Below are 19838 nucleotides of genomic sequence, written 5' to 3'. Positions count from 1 at the left end.
AACTTCAGTTTGTGTTCAACTTAAAAGCATCTTTTACAATAACGATCTCATATTCGTGATTAGATCTTTTGTGCTTGGGCAACTCCAAACTGACAAAATTCTCATCGTTATCCTCTCCGGCGACCTTGAGTTTGTACTTGCTGTAATAGGGAATTTCTATCGTGAAATTACCATCTGCATCACAGGTCGTTTCCTTTATCGTTAAATTTCGCACGTTGTCAATGAGTGAAATTTTTGCATTTGATATTATTTTCAAATCCAGCGAATCGCTCCAACTATGCTCTTTATATTTTACTGATCCGGAAATCGTTATCGGATAGGTTTGTAAGTCCATATCAAATTCGTAGAGGTCATCGTTAAATCCACCGTTGCTTCGGTTCGAAGAGAAGTATCCATGGTTGTTCAAGGAGTCAAAAACAATTCCAAAGTCGTCAAAACTTGAATTTAGCGGATATCCAAGGTTTTGCGGCTCATCCGAATTTGCTGCCAATTCCATTTTAAAAATATCAAGGCCACCTAATCCAGCCTGGCCGTTGGAAGAGAAATAAAGCGTACCATTATGCACGAACGGAAAGACTTCGTCATACGGGGTGTTAATTATCTCACCAAGATTCGCCGGCTTTGTCCACTGATTGTTTATGAGTTCAGTTTTATAAAGATCCTTTCCTCCATAACCGCCTTTCATATCGGATGAAAAAAACAACACTTTGCCATCATCGCTAATAGCGGGGTCGCTGACGGAATACTGCTCGCTATTATAAGGAAATGTTGAAGTTATCTTCCAGTCATTGTTTGTGTATTCCGCGAAATAAAGTTTTAACGTCTGGGGTGCTCCTTTTGCTTTTCTTCCTGCGGTCGAGGTGAACACCATTTTTTTCTCACCGTTATAGAAATCAAGTGGTCCCGCCTGGAAGCCTGTATACTTGGCCTTGTTAAAATTGCTAGGTGTTTCAAAGTAAACGCTGTCATAATTTGTTGTGTCCTGTTTGACTTTGGAGAAATACATTTTATACAATGGCGTGTGTCGTGAGGCATTGAGCTTCTCAACAGGGTTAACACCTTTACGATTGGAAAGAAATACAATGCCGTTTTTATAAGGCACGGCACAAAGTTCACCAAACTGGGAGTTTACCGTCAAGGGTTTTACAGCGTAGTGAGCGGAGTCCTCGAACAAGAATTGAACATTATTTAGCCGCCATATCTTTTTAATAATGAAAGGATCATCCGGAGTGTTGGAGAGATAGTGTTGGTAGGATTCGATGGCCTTTTCGTAATTTGAAATACCTGATTGAGCCTCGGCATAATAAAACAAATCAGCAGCGACGAGCGACGGAAGATGTTTCTCATAAACGCTTATGGCTAAACTATACTGCTTAAGAAAATGATATGACCGGGCAATTTTCAAATCAATCTCCCTGGAAGGAGATTTGCGCGCAATTATCGAATACAGCTCCAACGCTTTGCCATAATTCTCATTTTCAAAATATTCGTTAGCAAGTACCAAATCATTTTTTAACAACGCGAAGACCGTCTCCTGGCAGTGCGATTCGATCGCACTACTTACGACAATCAACACGACGAAATATAATGATCTGCCTTTCATTCGTTATCTCCTACCTTGGTGAGCTTATGTTAGATTGAATGTACCTGAAAACATAACTTACCATCAACTCATGAGAACCGTTGCTCATCTTTGAAATCTCACCAATGGGATGATCGTATGCGTAACCAAACTGAAGCTGGGGTGTGACCTGCGCTTTCATCATAAAATCAATCGACTCACTTTTTCGATACGATAAACCGAGGGTAAGAACCTTCCTATAAATAAAATTTAGATTCAAATCAAAAGACAAGGGAACGCCTTTGAGAAATTTAAAAAGCATGCTAGGTTCCAAATCAATGAATTCCGTAACCTCGAAATTATATTTACTGAAGAGAAAGAAATTCACTTCACGCAGATTGATTTCCATCGTGTCATTAAGGGAATATCTTTCCGGAAGAATTTCTGGCGCGGAAAAACCAACGTGAAGCCTGGGACTTCGGTAATAAATGCCCATGCCTAAATCAAAGGCCGTATATGAGACAGTGGCATCATATAACTTTGGATCTATATTGGAATTACCAGCGAGCGAGCCATAATTGGATTTTCTATTATGGATTCCCGCCTGAATACCCATCGACAAATACGAATTTTTGCTCACCCTCAGATGATAGGCAAAGTTTGAAAGAACGTTAAGGTTTTTGTGTACCCCAATTTTATCGTTGATCAACGTGAAGCCTAAGCCCATGTTCTTTTTCTTGAAGAGCGTATGTGCCGATAAACTTTGCGTGGTTGGCGAATGCTCAATGTTCGCCCATTGCTTGCGTTGAATGAAGGTCAGGTTTAACGCTTCGTCTGCACCTGCGTACGCTGGATTAATTACCAGCCCATTGAACATGTATTGTGTAAACTGCACTTTCTGTTGGGCGGTACATGGAAATACAACTATGAGCAAGATCACCGCTGTCCGCAAAAAATGAGGGATCATATATTTTGGGGATCTGTCCATTACCTTATTAATTCGATGAAACCGGTTTTCTCAAAAACCGACGGGCCGTATCTTACTGAAATCGTGTAAAAGTAGGTCCCGGTTGGCGCCATGTTTCCGTTCTGGTTATACCCTTTCCACACTACACTCTCATTGTTGTAACCTGAGGCTGTAAATATCACGCTGCCCCAACGGTCGACGATAAGAATTTTATTGTTAGAAAACTTTTCAATGTTTGTTACCACCCATTCGTCGTTCACACCATTTCCATCAGGTGTAACCACTTTACCGATATCAAGAATGATTTCTTGACGCGTAACCACTACGTTAAATTTGCATATCGAAATGTTACCAGAGATGTCTTTTGCCTGATATTGGACCTCTGTCGTTCCGACGCTAAAAATATCTCCCGGTTGATGCGAGCTTGTTAACGTTAAGTCCCCACAGGTTGTAGTGGCCGTGGGTGGGTTCCACGATGCTTGCGCTTCACCAACTTCGTTACCTTTCAAATGTATCTCTTCTGGGCAGTTGGCAAGAACAGGCGGTGCTGCGATCTTTACGATTACATTGAATTTACATATAGAAGCGTTTCCGTGCTGGTCCAATGCCGTATACTTGACTTCTGTTGTACCAATTGGAAAGCTTTCACCAGGCGTGTGAGATCTTGTTAATTGCACGGCCCCGCAGTTATCGGTTGCTGTAGGCGCTGTCCATTGAACAATAGCGGAACAATTATCAGATGCTGTCGCTATCACATCTGCATTACAAGAATTAAAGACAGGTGGTAGTTTATCCTCTACGATTACCTTGAATTTACAGGTTGAAGTGTTGCCTCTCCCATCTGAGGCCGAATAAGTGACTTCCGTTGTGCCTATAGGAAAAGTGTCTCCTGAATTATGCGAGCGTGAAATCGTCACTGTACTGCAGTCTGTAACAGTTGGTGGTGTCCAGGTAGCCTTCGCCTGACATGTTTGTCCTGCCTGTACAACCACATCTGCACATCCGGCGAATATGGGCACCGTTACGTCAGAGACAGTAACATTAAAAGTACAAGTAGAAAAGTTTCCGGCGGCGTCAGTCGCGGTATAAGTCACCGGCGTTATTCCGATCGGAAACTTGTCGCCGGGCTTATGGGTGCTCGTCATAGTGACCGATACGCAATTGTCGACAGCCGTCGGTGCGGTCCAATTCACCGTTGCCATACAAGAGCCATCGGCGATCGCGTTAATTCCGGAAGGAGAACAACCTGATATGACTGGTTTGGTATTATCGACAACGGTTACGTTAAACGAACAGGTTGAAGTTCTTCCAATCTCATCGGTAGCGGTATATGTAACGACAGTTGTTCCGACTAAAAAAATGCTGCCCGGACTATGGGTCCTGTTCAAAGAAACAACGCCGCAGTTTCCTGCTATACTTGGGGCGGTCCAGTTTACTGTTGCCCTGCATGAGGCGTTAGCTGGAACAGTGATATTGGTTGGACAACCCGTAATGACTGGGTTTGAATTGTTCGTAACGGTTACCGTAAAAGAGCAGGTCGTGGTGTTACCGTAATCATCGGTCGCCGTGTATACAACCGGTGTAATACCCGTTGTGAAGCTCGCGCCCGGATTATGAGTAGAAGTCAGAACGACCTCCCCGCAATTATCATTAGCAGTCGGTGGTGTCCAATTGACGGGGACGGAGCAGCCAGGCGGATTGAGCACAACCTGAATGTTGGTTGGGCAGCCTGAAATAGTCGGTCGAATATTATCCGTGTCTGCAGGTGAACAACATAACGTTCCACCATTTTTACTTTCACCATTTACGATGGTAAAATTTCCAAAGATGGAGTTTATATATACACTGGCCCCGCAAGTAGTGGGAATCGTTGTTACAGGGAATCCTACAACGTGAATGTCTAAATCATTACCTTGAAATTTTCCATCCCACAGGGAGCCCGTTACTGTGAATGAATTGCCTGTGTTAACCCATCCAAAATAGCGAAGATCCCCGCCGTCATACGCGCTGACGAGAGCCAATGGACCATTATTGCGCAAGGTCAGTTCAATTATTCCACCCTGACAGGTCCCACAAGTATTCACCGGGGGGCAATTACATCCCTGGCTGTAGCCTTGAACAGCTACCAGCATCAGGGAGGATCCGATAATAATCCCTTGAATCAGTCTGGTGAAAAAAGTACGCAACCTCATTATCTGCGATGGAAACAATATTCTTATCTTCTACTAATCAAAGGTGTTTTCACCGAGGGTCAAAAAGTGGAATTAAACCTTCAAATTTTGCCTAATTCCGTTACAATTGCTGGTGTATTTTGAATGCAACAATACATCCGCACAGGGCTGCGATAGTAACTCATTATCCCATTTGCATAGAATCATAATTATCACAAAATCAGACTATTACATCATGAGTGTCGCAGCTCAGTCTAAAATTTAAAAAAGACTAATCCTCCAACGAGCGCGTACCACAACACCACCGATTATTGCCTTTTAGCCATCAAATAGTAACTTCTATTTGGCTAAATGACCTTTCATCGCTGTTTGGAATACATTCACTACTTTACAGTAATCATTCAGGCAAGTCAACTATGTCCCATAAAAATGAAGTCTGAGTAAAGAATGGTACATGGGCCAAGTGTGAAAGCAATATGATTTTGAATACATTGATGCTGTTGAACGAGCAAATAAACCGCACCAAGGCATTTTTTATTTAACGCACACCGAACACAATTTTACCAGCCTTTATGAAAAAACGTACTTTTCTTAAACTTACCTCTACCCTTATGACCGGCACTGTATTGGCAAATATCACTTCGTGCAACCAGGACAAACCTACTGAACAATTAAAAAATTGGGCGGGCAATCTGACCTATAGCACTACGAAAATTGCTGAACCTAAAACGGTAGAAGAAGTACAGGAAATTGTCAGGAAATGCACACGCCTTCGAACGTTGGGCACACGTCATTGCTTCAACCAGATTGCTGACTCAAGGGATAACCTGTTATCAACAAAATATCTCAACTCCCTCGTAACTTTAGATTCTCAGGGGAAAACAGTTACTACCGGAGGCGGTATGCGCTACGGTGAATTTTGTAAACAGCTACATGAGAAAGGGTTTGCCGTTCACAATCTGGCTTCCCTTCCGCACATTTCAGTAGCTGGTGCATGTGCGACGGCAACCCATGGGTCAGGTGTGGGCAATGGTAATCTAGCGACCTCCATTTCCGCGATCGAATTTGTAAGAGCCGATGGCGATGTGGTTTTACTTTCAAAAGAAAAAGATGGTGATCAGTTCCTGGGTGCGGTAGTTGGATTAGGATGTCTTGGGGTTGTCACCAAAGTTACGTTGGATTTAGTTCCGACTTTTTCCATGCAGCAAGAAGTCTATTTGAACTTGCCTATACTACAACTCGAAACCCATTTTGATGAAATTATGTCTGCAGGGTATAGTGTGAGTTTATTTACAGACTGGCAAACTTCTAACATCAACCAGGTCTGGGTCAAACGGTCTTTGAAAGATGGTGAAACGTATGCAGCGCCAAAGGAATTTTTCGGAGCAACATTAGCAACTCGCAATGTCCATCCCATCATTGAGATATCAGCGGAAAACTGCACCGAACAAATGAGTGTACCCGGACCGTGGTATGAGAGGCTACCACATTTCAAAATGGGCTTTACACCCAGCAGCGGAGAAGAACTGCAGGCAGAATATTTCGTGCCCAGGAAAAATGCCGTCGAAGCCATCAAAGCTGTTCAAGCATTAAAGGATGAAATCAAACCTCTCTTGATGATTACGGAAATACGCACCATTGCAGCAGATGATCTCTGGATGAGCCCATGCTACCACCAAGATAGTGTTGCGATACATTTTACATTGAATCAAAACACGGCGGGCGTAATGCGTTTATTACCGAAGATTGAAGAAAAGCTGTCGCCGTTTGACGTGCGGCCCCATTGGGGAAAATTGTTTACCCTGGATCCTAAAGTGCTGCAATCACGGTATGAAAAACTGAATGATTTCAGAGCGTTAATATCAAAATATGATCCTGATGGAAAGTTCCGGAACGAGTTTGTTAACCGAAATATCTTTGGTGTAGCTTGAGCGTTACTTCAACCTTATTGGTTTACTCGTAATGACGGGTAAACCAGGCCTTACGATAGACTTCTAACAACATTGCCACAAAATTTTCACGCATATATTTCTGTAAGGCTGTCCGCTTGTGGACAACGTTTTCTCGGAAGTGATCAAATCATTTGTTCAAAAATGTCTTTACGCTTCTTATTCCATATGGCTTAATGTTTGTAATCCGCACGACGTACGCTTATCTTTTTATTCGACATGTTTAAAAACTTCCTCAAAACAATTCTTAGAAGTCTGTTACGCGAAAAGGGCAACACATTGATCAACATTGCCGGGTTAACCTTAGGCATCACAGGCAGTCTTGTGTTATTTCTAATTATAAAAGAGGGAAACAGTTTTGATAAATATCACTCCAAAAAAGATCGGATTTATCGAATCATTTCAAAGTCTAACGGCAATGATGGCACTAATTTCACGCAAGCGATCCCCCCGCCTCTGCCTGAAGCCTTCAAAGATGAGTTTAATGAGACTGAAGAAGTAGTTTTTATGTCGTATCGCCGAGGGAGTCTGATCACAATTCCCCAGCATGATGGTGATGTGAAAAAATACGAAGAACCTAAAGGCGTCGTATTTACCGAACCTACATTCTTTAAAATTTTCGATAGAAAAATTATTGCAGGCACTGCTGAAAAAGGATTGGATGATCCAAACGAAGCGATCATTTCAAAAGCATTTGCCCGGAAATATTTCCAAACGGAAAATGTTCTTGGTAAAACCGTCGTGCATGATAACATTGAATATAAGATCACCGCTGTAATGGAAGACTTTCCTTCAAATACAGATCTCCCGTTCGAACTTATGTTATCCTACAATACGATTCGAAAATCTTATGAAGAACGTGGATGGCATAACTTGGCGGACACTGACAATTGCTATTTTTTATTAAAGGAAAATTCAACAATTGCACAAGTGGAACAAAAGATTCCTCAGTTCGCAACGAAATATTTTGGCGATGGAGACAGAAATCCGACCGCCAAAACATTTGTGATACAACCGTTATCCTCAATTCATAGTGACATGCGCGGAGGCAATTACAATACAAGAATGCCAAAAGAGGCTTTTTATGTTTTTAGTATAATTGCAATTTTTTTGATCGTTACAGCGTGTATTAATTTTATCAATCTCACAACTGCAGAGGCAATTAAAAAAACAAAAGAGGTAGGTATTCGAAAGATTCTCGGAGGTACAAGGAGTCAGCTGATTCTGCAATTTCTCGGCGAGGCGTTTATTGTTACCTGCATCGCTGCTTCGATTTCGCTCGGTGCAGCACAAGTATTTCTTGTCTTCATCAATACCCTTTTAGAATCTTCGTTAACCTTGAATCTGCTGGAAGATGTGACACTGTGGCTCTTCCTAATTATTTTGATTAGCGCCATAACACTTTTTTCAGGATTGTATCCTGCTTTTGTTGTTTCAGGTTTTAAGCCGGTATCAGCTTTAAAGACGCAGCTTAACAATAAAAATTCTTCGGGCTATATGTTGCGTCGCAGTCTTGTCGTATTGCAGTTTTTTATTTCCCAGTTCTTTATCATCGGTACGCTTGTTCTTTCGAAGCAATTAAATTTCTTTCAGCAACAAGATGTCGGGTTTAATAAAGATGCAATTATTGTTGTACCTATCCCCAGGTCTGAGGAGGCTTCAGGTCCAAATAAAATGCGCTCTTTAAAAAATGAACTACTTCGTTTGCCAAGAGTTGAAAAAGCAAGTTTAAACTATGCGCCCCCTTCATTCCGCGCAGTTAAAAGTTCTTCCATTACGGTCAACGGTGAGCCCATGGAAGTTCAAGTAAAAGAGGTAGACGGTGATTACATTGATTTGTATTCAATTGACATTATCGCTGGAGCAAAACTCGGAGATATCGATAGTGTTACTGCCGCCGTGGTAAACGAAAAATTTGTTCAGCAAGCAGGATTTAAGAGCAATGATGACATCTTGGGAAAAGAGTTTGATTTCTGGGGTAACAATTTACCCATAAAGGGAGTCGTTAAAAATTTCAACACCACATCGCTGGAGCGTGCCATTGAGCCAGTGGTGCTTTTAAATAACATTAACGAATATCAAAGTTTGTCCATCAAAATAAATCCAGTTGATATGCAAGGCACCATAGACGAGGTGAAATCACGCTGGGAAGAGGCCTATCCAGAATATATTTTCAAGTACGAATTTTTAGACGAACAGATACAAAACTTATACAAAGGAGAACGTCGTATATCAACCCTGTTGACAATATTTTCAAGCATTGCCATTATTATCGGTTGCCTGGGTTTATTTGGTCTTGTCTCCTTTATGGCGAACCAAAAAGTAAAAGAAATAGGTGTTAGAAAAGTATTAGGGGCTTCTGTAGAGAGTATTTTGATTCTCTTTTCAAAAGAATTTGTGAAACTCATCCTGATTGGATTTCTCCTGGCTGCACCTATCGCAGGAATACTCATGCACAAGTTGTTGCAAGAGTTTGCCTACAAAATAACCATAGGGCCCTCCATATTCTTGTCGGGAATAGGGATCACGCTGTTGATCGCTTTTATTACAGTAGGCTACCGATCCGCGAAAGCCGCAATGGCAAATCCCGCAGAATCATTGCGAAGCGAATGAGCGTTATTCTTCTTTCAATGCTTTGACAGGATTCGGTATGCAGCTTGTACCCTCTGCGATCGAATACAAAGTAACGACAGCCAAAAATCGAGGCAGATAGTGCTGAACGTATTCTAACGCATACTCCCAAACCGAGTCTCCTATCAGGATTATTTTCATTACTGACAGAATTACAGGTTGCAAACAAAACCTGACGCTAGCTTCGCCTTAACTCCGCCTTAGCTCCGCTGTCAGTATACCTTGGTAGCCGTCATTGCGAAGCAACCAACTTTCCAGCCTACTACTATTCGAGTCGCACGCTTTCAATGGCGAAGGCATGGCTATTCCCCAGTTCATTTTCAGGGATTCCCGGACCGATAGAAATTTGCAGAGACTCTATGTCGTTCAGGTTAAATTTTGTATCGACATCCGGTTCAAAAAAATACGGCAGGAAGGTAGGATACGGCCGCGGCAAGGTAACCAGGTTGACTTTTTTCAGTTCGGATAAGGCAAGCGAATAATCTGCCGAATTTGAGTCGATCTTTATAACGCCACCATACGCCAGTCCTTGCCTGGTAACGAGTGCCAATTGTACCCAACAAGGTTTTGATGTAAGGGATCTTCCATGGAAGACAATTTCATTTTTATCTGCGATGCCGGATCGGCGCCCCACAATCTTATTGCCGAAATAATATCGCATCGAATAATCATGTACACGCTTCGCTTTCGGATTTTCAGGATCAACATCAAATAATTTTTCCAGGTTCATCCTGATCTCCGCTTTACCTGGCTCGGCTTTCGGCACGAATGAAGTGTTTTTATTCCAAGGCCTTGATAACTCATCATTATCAGAGAATGCATTGAAAATATAAATCGGAGCTGATGCCGGAACTACGATTACTTCGTAGGGATGCATGGCGCTAAAATTCCAATCTCCAGGATTTCCATTTTTTGCGCCCGGAAATGTGATGGCCTTTTTATTTTCTTTAACAGTGATAAAATATCTTAAAAACCCTTCCTTCACTTCTTCCGCTGGAATAGTGGTAATGTAGGTATAGCCAGAAACTTTTTTCATATGGAATATTTTAGGCCTCAGCCCGGAGAGAACAGTTATCTCGACGGCTTCTGGTTCATTCGGAGTAGCGATGGTTGCTTCGATCGTCAACGAAGATCCCTCATGAATTTGTGTTGCGGGGGTATGAAGCACATAGGTGGATTCAAGTGTTGACTTGGGTGCGGTGAATTCTTTCAAAAGAATATTCTTCCATTTCGTATTCCCGTTAACACCAGTGTTTAAACCTTTGCGTGTTAGCAGATAAGTACCGGGGGACACATTAAAAGTCTGACCTTGTACTTTAGTATCGGATGCGTTATTATTATTCAATGCACGAATAACAAAATCATTTCCCACATCGGGTAGGTTGATCGTCATCGGCCACGTTCTCCAATTCACGACTGCAACCTTCTTATCCAAGCTGTTTTTCCCAAAGGGATCTTGTATCCATATTGCGTCGGGCATAATCTCCAGGCGCCAGACACCGCTTTCTATTTTATCGACAAAATAAGCACCGGCACCTTCATACATGACAACGGGGGAATTTCCAAAGCCGGCAATTTCCTCTAGTTTATTCAATGAAGAAGGAGCTGATCTTGTATTGTTGGTGTAGATTAATTTTTTGTCCGAAACCATTTCAGCAAGATCTTCTTCATAACTTACCCTGAAAGCGTCAAACTTAGTGTTGGCAGGATATTTCCCAAAATCTTTGTACATCGGAATGGTATGAAACACCTCCGATGCTAATTTCAAACTCAATGCTTTTTGAGGCGTATAGACAAGGTTCATAAAATGGGTATTGTATTCTGTGTTTGCATACGCCATATAGGTAGGATCGTAGGCGAAATGCGTGGCCCACTGCATTCCAGCCTGTCTGAAACTTCGGGCCATAGCCGGATAGATATAAGAACGGCCTACATCTGCCGCATCAAATTCATAAACGATCTTTGCGCCCTTCCTGTATTTTGGATTGTCAGCGAATGCAACGGTATATCTATCTACATTAGGAAGTAAGTTACCACCCAACTCTTTCTGAGCTCCAAGTCCCGTAGGATACCATTGAAAAGTTCCTCCTTGTATACCCGCATTGAAGTATGCGTCAACCAGGTGGATACGGTGACTTATATTATAAAGGATTGGTTTTTTACAATTGGTTTTTCGCATCGAACTAACCATCCGATTGATGTATGTCGTAACCTTTTCAGGTGGATCATTGTGGTGCGGTTCATTGCTGATCTCAAAGGCGATGATGTCGGGATCATCCTTATATGCAATACCTGTATGCGGATTTACGTGATTTAAAAATTGAAATAAGAATTTCTCCTGCGCTTGAATAGCGTCTTCATTGGTAAGACAATCCGCTTTCCCATACTTTCGTGCAAAACCGGGTGTTTTTTCATCTTGCTCCGGATATCCATTTCCCCAAAACGCGATGGGTGTAATAATGAATTTCATGCCTCTCTCTTTCATTTTTTTTAGCATGTAGTCAAACAGTTGCAAATGATCATTGTCCAGGAGATTCCCTACTGTATCGCTAATTTCAGTATCCCAAACGTGCACGCGATAAGCATCAAACCCAAGCCGTGCGAAATGATACACATCATTATCAATCGCTTCTTTATGCGAAATATTTAGTTTTTTCGCTGCGCGATATGCATGCGCAAAGGGTACGGTGTAATTGATTCCGAAACCCTGTACTTCTGCTTTTGATTTGCTCCAACGCATCACGCCTTTGTCATCGACATACACATTACTCCCCGTACCGGAACGTTGTGCCGAACAAGAAATGTAAAAAGAAAATAAAATCAGAACGAAAAATAATGGTCTGCTATTTCGAATAAATGGCTGCATCGTTTCTTTACTTGAAATCATGTTTCATAAAATCAATTCCCTGGATGGTATTCCCATCAAAATCAAAAAAGGTGTTGTTTTCCCATGATGAACCGGTTCCCCAGAGATCTTTCATGTCAGAAGAAATCCATGCCGGTTCCCAGTAGATTACCCCTTGTCCTCCCCCATCCTTGACTTCCTGTGTGATCTTTACCATAAGATCATGTTGTCCCTGTATGGTGTAAGGATAACCGTTTATAGCGGCCTGACTTCCAAACTGATTACTATAGTTATCGTCAAATCCGGTCGTCCAGGGATAAGCTGTTTCCAGAATCATAACGGATTTGCCGTATTTGGTTTTGAACTTGGAGACATTATCCGAAATCAGATCCAGCGAAACCGTTGTGTGCCATATCGGGTAATATGAAAAACCGATCATATCAAAATCCTTAACATTACCCTTTGTCGCATCGGTCATGTTATCAAACCACCATTCAACGTTTTTTGGATCTGCAACATGCAGCAGTACTTTTGTATTAACGGACGTTGATGCGGTAGCATCCTTTACTGCCTTGATTGCACTATTAACGACAATACCCATACGCTGCCATTCACCGTTACAAACATTGCAGGCTGGAAAGCCCGCCGGCGCGTTGGTGTAAAGCATTCCGCAATTGGTTTCGTTTCCGATTTGTACAAGCTCCGGCGCTAAGTTTTTCCCAATAAGATATTGGAATACTTTGAAGGTGTAGTTGTACACGGAATCTTTCAAAACATTGATATCTTTAATCTCCCTCCAGGTTGCCGGGATTTCTTGTTTACCGGGATCAGCCCATGTATCTGAATAATGTAAATCGAGAAGAACCGAAAGTCCTTGCTCCTTCGATAAGGCAATTGATTTGGCAACATCAGCGAGATCGTTGTACAACTGCGTACCTGCTGCTCCGTAGACTTGTTGCGTCCAGATGGGATTATGCCATAATCTCAATCGAACAAGATTCGACCCATGGTCTTTAAAAATCTTATATGGACTTTGTATGACACCTCCGTCTTTATATACGCCTCCATGATCGAGTATCTGATTGACGTACGATAAGTCGGCGCCAAAATAAAATATCGAAGTATCAGGCGTTTCGTCTATCGGAACGACATCCTCCGGGTCGTCTTTGCATGAAAGCGTGAGTATTGCCCAAATCATCAACCCAACTATTGTCTGCATTTTCAATTTCATACTTTTTTAAGAAGCGTGAGGCTATTAGATCAAGCTTTATAAACATTCACTGTTAGGCTTTGATCTACTCCATCCCAACTTTCAAATTATACAAGTCAACCGACATCGTATAGCTGCCCGTCGTTCCGACGAACCTGAAATTTTGATCACCATCGTTGGCATTTTCGAACAGCGCGCTCACCTCGCCATCGTCACCAAAGTGGGGATAGTTTCCAAATCCATTGGGCCAATCCGATTTGTCGAATAGGCGAAAGGTTGCATTGTTTGTGAAATTCGTTGTACCCTCGTACTTGCCTCCACCTAACCAGGTTAATTTGAAAGCGTTGGCAAGATTCCATCCCTGATCCTCACCGATGATATACAAGGTTGGTTCCGTAGCTGATTCAACTGAAATTGTCTTATCATTAATGGATACCATCATCTTATAAATTCCACTGGCTGCCGTAAACAAGAAGTTTGAATCACCATCAGCGCCATCAGCTAATTCTGTGTCAATGGTGCCACCACTAAATGAACTATACCGGAATTGATCGGCGCCCCAATCAGGGTTACTGAAGAATCTGAATTTTCCATTTTGTTGAAATTGTCCGATTACTTCGAATTGACCACCACCAAGACTATGCATTTCCAGCGCACTGTTAAGATCCCATCCTTGCGCATCACCGATGATGAATAGCGTCGGCGCCGATGACGCCTCCAATGCAATGGTTTTGTCCTTTAGAGAAACAGATATCTTATAATAACCCGAAGGCAAACCGAAAAGGAAGTTTGAGTCACCATCCGCCCCATCACCTAACCCCGTGGCTACAGTTCCACCGCTAAAGAAGCTGTATCCCCATTGCTGAGCGTCCCAAGATGGCGTGGCAAAGAACCTGAATTTTCCATTTTCCTGGAAAGTTCCGATGGCCTCATAGGTACCCGGTCCCGTGCTCTGCAATTCGAACGCATTTGCCAAGTTCCAACCCTGTGCATCCCCGATAATGTAGATCGGTGGAAAGGTGGTAGCATAAGGTGTAATCGTGATATTTAGGGGCGATGAGTAAACGGGGTCAATTGCATTGCTGACGACAGAACGAATCCTGAGTTGAACATCAGCTGCTTCCTCGGGTAAGAACCCCATGCCCAATAAAGCCTCGTTGATCTCGCCTACCGTGAGCGTCACAGCGTTGGAGGAGGTCGTCGCCAATTCAACCGAATTGGCAAAATTTTCTCCAGCTTTAGCTATTTCAACGGTCGCGCTGACGGAAGCCGGAAATCCAAAATCAAGCTCCGACCAACTTATCTCTTCAAAGTTTTCATCGCTGTCATCAAACAATAGCGTGAATGAGTTGCCAGACAAATTCTGTATTGAATTAGGTGCAACATTGCTTTTAATGATTGCCTTTTCGCCTTCTTCCTCGCAGGCGAAAAGCGTACAGCATAGAAGCAAGTAGATTGAATGTAATATCTTGTTTTTCATTTGAAGCAGTTTTATTTCTTTTGATTCATCATCTATATGTCGCGGCAACAGTATGGTTGGAATTTTCACCATGCGATCCGCGACTCAGAGAGATTTAATTAATCACCACCACTATAACCAGGGTTTTGTTTTAACGAAGGATTAGCTGCCAAGTCGAAAGCAGGAATAGGAAAGAGATTTCTATAATCTTCAGTCGCACTGCCAGCTTGCGTGTTTCCTTTCCAAGACCATAGATAACCTCCACTCGTTAAAAATCCATATCGGATCAAATCAGTTCTTCTATGGCATTCCCAATACAACTCACGTCCGCGTTCATCCAGGATGAACTGAAGGGTGAGTTGGCCAGCATTAATGTTTCCCGACGCATTTCCATAGGCGCGCTCGCGAATCATATTTACATAATTCAACGCTTGGGCTGATGTACCGCCAGCGCCGCCCCGCAAAACAGCTTCCGCATACATCAGCATAGCATCAGCCAGCCGGAAAATGGGAAAGTCGGTATCTACAAATTCGTTGCTGCCGCCACTGGGAGCATTTCCACCAGCAAGTGTTTTATTGGTGAATTTCCTGACGGCATATCCATCGGTAAAAGTGCCCACGTCTTCAATTTCCAATGTTTGTCCATCGGTATGGAACAGTGCGCGAGAATCTGGCGTACCACTGGGATCAGGAAAAAGGCTTACGAATTCTGGTGTAACGCGATTTTGTGCCCAGCCGCTGGAAACACCAAAATCCGAAGCAACCATATTTCCCCCAATTTGACCATGAATGATGAAACCCATACCGCCATACGTTTGTGTATGGGCTGCATCATGATTGATTGTAAATATTAATTCAGGACTTGTATTATTATCGGCCACGAAATTGTGACGATAGTTGTTGGCAAGTGAGTATGCATTTGTATTGAACAGTTTATTTAATGCTGTTACGCACTCGGTATATTTACTCTGCCCGATATACGTTTCGGCATTCAGATAAAGTTTAGCCTGGAGCATCCAAAGTGCTCCTTTGTCAGCCCGGCCGTATTCAAATTTCGGATCACCCAATTCAGTTTCAATCGCTGCGAGCTCTGTTTCTACATAGGCAAACAATTCCTCCCGATTTGTTTGTCGTGGAAAAAAGGAACCAGGTTTATCGGCGTCGGTTACGAACGGGGGATTTCCGAAAAGGTCTAAGGCATGATAATACGCCAATGCACGAAGGAATCTGGCCTCAGCATTAAATCTCTTTACCTCTGCATCGTCGGAGGCACTGGATGCGCGAATAAATTCGTTGCAATAAGATATGGTCAGCATCATCCTGCTATACAAGGCCCCGATGAAAGAGTTCGTTGGTGTCCAGGTCTGCCAGTGCAATGGTCGTATGCCTCCATCCTCCGCCCAGGAATACACTGCTTCATCTGTCGTTAGTTGCTGCAGGTTCCAGTAGCCCCGAAGATAAACACCAAACCCGACGTCCAGGTTGGAAATATCTGGATCAGTACCGGGGCCGGATTGTCCTGCAACGACAAAACTTGAGTACAATTTCGCCAATCCAATCTTAAAGTCTTCAGGTGTTTTATATGCGTCCACGGAAGTCACGGAATTAGCTCCTAAAGATTTTGGATCCAAGTCATTTATGCATGCGGTCACGAGTGTTAGCATAACTAACGCAGTGACTATTGTTGTGATCGATTTACGTTTCATCTTTAAAGTGTTGAAGTGTTGAGGTTCGAAGTGTTGAAGTAGAAGGCGTTAATACGTGAGGTTGACACCTAGCATAAATACTCTTGCTCTTGGGTAGATGTTGTTATCGATACCGCTACTGGACTGATTCGTGGCTGTGTTCACATTGTTTACTTCCGGATCAAGGCCGCTATAGTCCGTGATGAAGAATGCATTTTGTACGGTAAAGCTCAGGCGCGCTTTTACTTTATCATTGAAAAGCGATTTAACATTATACCCAAGGCTTATATTATCCATTTTAAAAAATGAGGCATTTTCCAGGTAGTAATCTGAAAAGGGTTGAAGCGTTGTAAACTTCGTATCATTAACAGCGCGTGGCAGATTGTTAAAGTATCCTGTGGAGTAATAGAAATTTGCGTAGTTTGCACCGGTCATGATGTTGTTATAGACGTAGTTGCCAATGCTTGCACGTCCTGAGAAATAAAGATCCCAATTGCCGTAATTGATGCGTGAGTTAATACCAATCAAATAATCAGGCTGCGGCTTTTGATAACGGAATTTATTGTTTTCGCTCGCAGTTACTTCGCCACCCAAACCAGTCCTGTCAACATATAGGCCTTCGACAGGAACCCCTTGTTCGGTGTATACTTGCTTGTACACCAGGAACGTATTTACCGGATAGCCGACCTGTATGTTTTGAATAAACCGCTGCAATCCAATTCCACCCACCTGGATTCCAGGATAATTTGGATCCTCTGTTTTCAACAGCTTAGTGATCTCATTTTCATTGTAAGTGAAGTTGAACCCAAGGTTCCATTCAAATTTTTCTTTTCGAACAGGAACTGTGTTGATCGTGATTTCATAACCTTTATTTACCAAGCTTCCCACATTGGTGAGCAGGAAATTCGAAAAGTTGCTACCTGCCGGCACGGGAATGCTGTTGATTAAATCCTCCGTATCCTTTCTATAGAAATCTATAGTACCCGTAATCCTATCATTAAACAAACCAAAGTCGATCCCAACGTCTACCTGGCTCGTTGTTTCCCATCGGATGTTTGCATCGTAGGGTTGAGGGCGGAAAGTATTGTAGAATGTATTTCCAAATTGGTATTGTGAGGTAGAAGAACTCAACTGATAAGTTGATAAATACGGATAAGGAACATTGGTTACATCCTGATTACCTGTAACTCCATAACTCGCCCGCAGCTTTAAGTTGGTAATGGCTTTAACCGGCAGCAGAAATGATTCTTTGCTAATATTCCAGCCAATGGCAGCAGCCGGAAAAATTTTCCATCGGTTATCTTCTGAGAAGCGAGACGATGCATCGTCTCTAAAAGAAACGGTGAGCAAATACTTGTCATTGAAGGAATAATTCAATCTGCCAAAAAAGGAAAGCAAGTAGTTTGGATTTGAAACAAATTTTCTAGGAACTTCGACACTGTCACCGTTGACTACTGCCGTTTGATAATCTGTATAAATGATGGATTCGCCTGTCGGAGCATTGCGTCCGAAGTTGGAGCCATCGCGTTCAAAACTTTGATAAGAATAGCCGGCTGTAATATCAAATCTGCTTTTGCCAATCTCTTTAGTATAGTTGGCATACAGATCCAGCAGCTTAGACTTGTTTTCTCCGGTATAATCAATTCGTTGCCCTCCCCCATTTTCAAATATCCAGGCAGCATTTACAGGAGCGTTGTTATGACCTTTGGACGTTGTGTAGTCCATGCCGGCGTTTAAAGTCAATTTTATCTCGGGCAAAAATCGCAGACGATAATCCAGTTGAAGGTTTGCAAGTCCACGCCACACATACGACCTGTTGTCATTTTGTTCTAACAATGCAACCGGGTTACTGGTAGCAAGTGTCAATGGTTCGCCGTTAGGGTCCAACGTGGTGGCTGAAGCCGGGGCAACCCAGGTAAAGAATCCACCCCAACGTGTGCTTCCATTGCGAACCGGCTGTGTGGGATCAAACGCAACGGCTGCGCCGATGGCTTCGGTGTTGCCAAAGTTTTGCGTGGTGTAACTGCCTTTCATGGTGGCTGTCACCTTCAGATCACCATCAAAGAATGAAGGTGTCAGATTGATGTTAAGGGAGTTTCTGGTAAAATCGGTTGTACGAAGTATCCCCTGCTGATCAGTGTAACCGTATGAAATCCTGTAAGGAAATGATTTGTGGGTTCCTGCAATACCAATATTGTGATCATGTGAAATTGCGTTGCGATAAATCTCGCGTTGCCAATCCGTATTTTCATCACCCATGCGTTGAAGTGCATCGGCTGTTAGTCCTGGAAGATTCTGTGCTAGCAGTGTGTTGCCCAAAGCTCTCATTTCGTCGCCTGTTAGTACGTCAACATATTTCATGGGAGCACTGACGGAGACATTCCCGTTGTAGGTAATCTGTGGTTTACCTTCTTTACCTTTTTTTGTGGTAATGATGATGACCCCATTCGATGCTCTTAATCCATAGATGGCAGTAGCGGACGCGTCCTTCAATACGGTGAAGCTTTCAATATCGTTGGGATTGATTGACGCCAGCTTGTTATCAAGACCTCCGATATTATTGTTGTCGATCGGGAAGCCGTCGATCACAATCAACGGATCCTGGCTTCCACCAATGGATCCGTTACCACGAATACGGATGATGGCACCGCTTCCAGGCGCGCCACTGTTTGTTGAGACTTGTACTCCCGCGATTTTACCAATCATCAGGTCCTGAGGGGAAGACATGATTCCTTTATTGAAGTCCTGCGAGCCAAGCGCCATCACAGAACCTGTAACATCCTTCTTTTCCTGCTCGCCGTAGCCAATGACGACCACCTCCTGCAAAGCACTGACACTGATCTCCATGTTAATATCAATGGATGAGCGTCCACTCACCTGCACTTCCTGCGTCGTATATCCAATAAATGAATAAACTAAAGTAGCATTTTCGTTTACGGTGATGGTGTAATTGCCATTGGTATCGGTAACCGTGCCATTGGTCGTACCTTTTTCTAGAATGCTGACACCGGGTAAAGCGTTGCCATCATCGATGGAGATCACTTTGCCACTAATACGGGCTTGCGAAAAGGCATGCATACTGAAAAAAATGAACAGTACGGTCACGCACATTTTTGTTTTCGGGTAGAGTTTCGCCATATTATTTGGGTTAAGGTTTAGCGCTGATTCAAACGATTTAAAGGTAGTCTCAATCGATTGTGTTTGAGGGCAACAAATCGTACAGAAATGGATAAAAATCCACCATTCGGGGAACGGAATCTTGCTTTTTATAACAAAACAGGGAAAGTGCGGGGGTTGTGAAGTTTCGAAGAGTTGAAGTTGGAGTTCAGATCGTTTAATTTGTTATTTCTTCGGGAATTG

The 19838-nt window shown here is 42.9% G+C and carries 11 protein-coding genes; 2 read left to right on the top strand and 9 right to left on the bottom strand.

Features of this window, described 5'->3' with window-relative positions:
- Window positions 1-4: 4 nt before the first annotated feature.
- From P2W71_RS27865 to P2W71_RS27855, 3 genes are read right to left on the bottom strand one after another with little or no spacing between them, the layout of a single operon-like run.
- Window positions 5-1603 (bottom strand): hypothetical protein, encoded by a 1599-nt coding sequence (locus P2W71_RS27865; protein WP_276374840.1) that lies wholly within the window; start codon window positions 1601-1603, stop codon window positions 5-7.
- A gap of 10 nt (window positions 1604-1613) precedes the next feature.
- Window positions 1614-2528, bottom strand: a complete 915-nt coding sequence (locus tag P2W71_RS27860) for a type IX secretion system membrane protein PorP/SprF (protein ID WP_276374839.1) — start codon at window positions 2526-2528, stop codon at window positions 1614-1616.
- A gap of 20 nt (window positions 2529-2548) precedes the next feature.
- Entirely contained in the window at window positions 2549-4720 is a 2172-nt protein-coding gene (locus P2W71_RS27855; RefSeq protein ID WP_276374838.1) for an HYR domain-containing protein, read from the bottom strand.
- A gap of 551 nt (window positions 4721-5271) precedes the next feature.
- On the opposite strand from P2W71_RS27855, the gene P2W71_RS27850 reads away from it, so the two are divergent.
- Both P2W71_RS27850 and P2W71_RS27845 read left to right on the top strand, forming a co-directional pair.
- Window positions 5272-6630 carry a D-arabinono-1,4-lactone oxidase gene (locus P2W71_RS27850; RefSeq protein ID WP_276374837.1) on the top strand — a complete coding sequence of 453 codons (1359 nt, stop codon included), beginning with the start codon at window positions 5272-5274 and terminating at the stop codon, window positions 6628-6630.
- Window positions 6631-6867: 237 nt separating this feature from the next.
- Entirely contained in the window at window positions 6868-9261 is a 2394-nt protein-coding gene (locus tag P2W71_RS27845; RefSeq protein WP_276374836.1) for an ABC transporter permease, read from the top strand.
- A gap of 3 nt (window positions 9262-9264) precedes the next feature.
- On the opposite strand, the gene P2W71_RS27840 is transcribed toward P2W71_RS27845, so the two are convergent.
- From P2W71_RS27840 to P2W71_RS27815, 6 genes are all read right to left on the bottom strand, one after another.
- The gene (locus P2W71_RS27840; RefSeq protein WP_276374835.1) at window positions 9265-9420 is read right to left on the bottom strand and encodes a hypothetical protein; all 156 of its coding nucleotides are present in this window, start codon (window positions 9418-9420) and stop codon (window positions 9265-9267) included.
- Between the two features lie 124 nt (window positions 9421-9544).
- A complete protein-coding gene (locus tag P2W71_RS27835) occupies window positions 9545-12166 on the bottom strand; it encodes a cellulase family glycosylhydrolase (protein ID WP_276374834.1) in 2622 nt (873 codons plus the stop codon).
- Window positions 12153-13355, bottom strand: a complete 1203-nt coding sequence (locus P2W71_RS27830) for a glycosyl hydrolase 53 family protein (RefSeq protein ID WP_276374833.1) — start codon at window positions 13353-13355, stop codon at window positions 12153-12155. Before P2W71_RS27830 ends, P2W71_RS27835 begins: the two co-directional genes overlap by 14 nt.
- Window positions 13356-13419: 64 nt before the next feature.
- A complete protein-coding gene (locus tag P2W71_RS27825; protein ID WP_276374832.1) occupies window positions 13420-14814 on the bottom strand; it encodes a SusE domain-containing protein in 1395 nt (464 codons plus the stop codon).
- A gap of 98 nt (window positions 14815-14912) precedes the next feature.
- Window positions 14913-16499 (bottom strand): RagB/SusD family nutrient uptake outer membrane protein, encoded by a 1587-nt coding sequence (locus P2W71_RS27820; protein ID WP_276374831.1) that lies wholly within the window; start codon window positions 16497-16499, stop codon window positions 14913-14915.
- Window positions 16500-16547: 48 nt separating this feature from the next.
- Complete coding sequence (locus P2W71_RS27815) at window positions 16548-19616, bottom strand: TonB-dependent receptor (protein ID WP_276374830.1); 3069 nt, start codon at window positions 19614-19616, stop codon at window positions 16548-16550.
- Between the last annotated feature and the right edge of the window lie 222 nt (window positions 19617-19838).

Origin of the sequence: Chryseolinea sp. H1M3-3 (genome assembly GCF_029360725.1) — a bacterium.
Taxonomy (GTDB): domain Bacteria; phylum Bacteroidota; class Bacteroidia; order Cytophagales; family Cyclobacteriaceae; genus Chryseolinea.
This window is presented reverse-complemented; position numbering and strand designations above follow the sequence as displayed.

Coding starts and splice junctions, on each gene's coding strand:
- P2W71_RS27865 (WP_276374840.1), bottom strand. CDS start 1,603: ATGAAAGGCAGATCATTATATTTCGTCGTGTTGATTGTCGTAAGTAGT.
- P2W71_RS27815 (WP_276374830.1), bottom strand. CDS start 19,616: ATGGCGAAACTCTACCCGAAAACAAAAATGTGCGTGACCGTACTGTTC.
- P2W71_RS27825 (WP_276374832.1), bottom strand. CDS start 14,814: ATGAAAAACAAGATATTACATTCAATCTACTTGCTTCTATGCTGTACG.
- P2W71_RS27845 (WP_276374836.1), top strand. CDS start 6,868: ATGTTTAAAAACTTCCTCAAAACAATTCTTAGAAGTCTGTTACGCGAA.
- P2W71_RS27850 (WP_276374837.1), top strand. CDS start 5,272: ATGAAAAAACGTACTTTTCTTAAACTTACCTCTACCCTTATGACCGGC.
- P2W71_RS27830 (WP_276374833.1), bottom strand. CDS start 13,355: ATGAAATTGAAAATGCAGACAATAGTTGGGTTGATGATTTGGGCAATA.
- P2W71_RS27820 (WP_276374831.1), bottom strand. CDS start 16,499: ATGAAACGTAAATCGATCACAACAATAGTCACTGCGTTAGTTATGCTA.
- P2W71_RS27855 (WP_276374838.1), bottom strand. CDS start 4,720: ATGAGGTTGCGTACTTTTTTCACCAGACTGATTCAAGGGATTATTATC.
- P2W71_RS27840 (WP_276374835.1), bottom strand. CDS start 9,420: ATGAAAATAATCCTGATAGGAGACTCGGTTTGGGAGTATGCGTTAGAA.
- P2W71_RS27835 (WP_276374834.1), bottom strand. CDS start 12,166: ATGATTTCAAGTAAAGAAACGATGCAGCCATTTATTCGAAATAGCAGA.
- P2W71_RS27860 (WP_276374839.1), bottom strand. CDS start 2,528: ATGATCCCTCATTTTTTGCGGACAGCGGTGATCTTGCTCATAGTTGTA.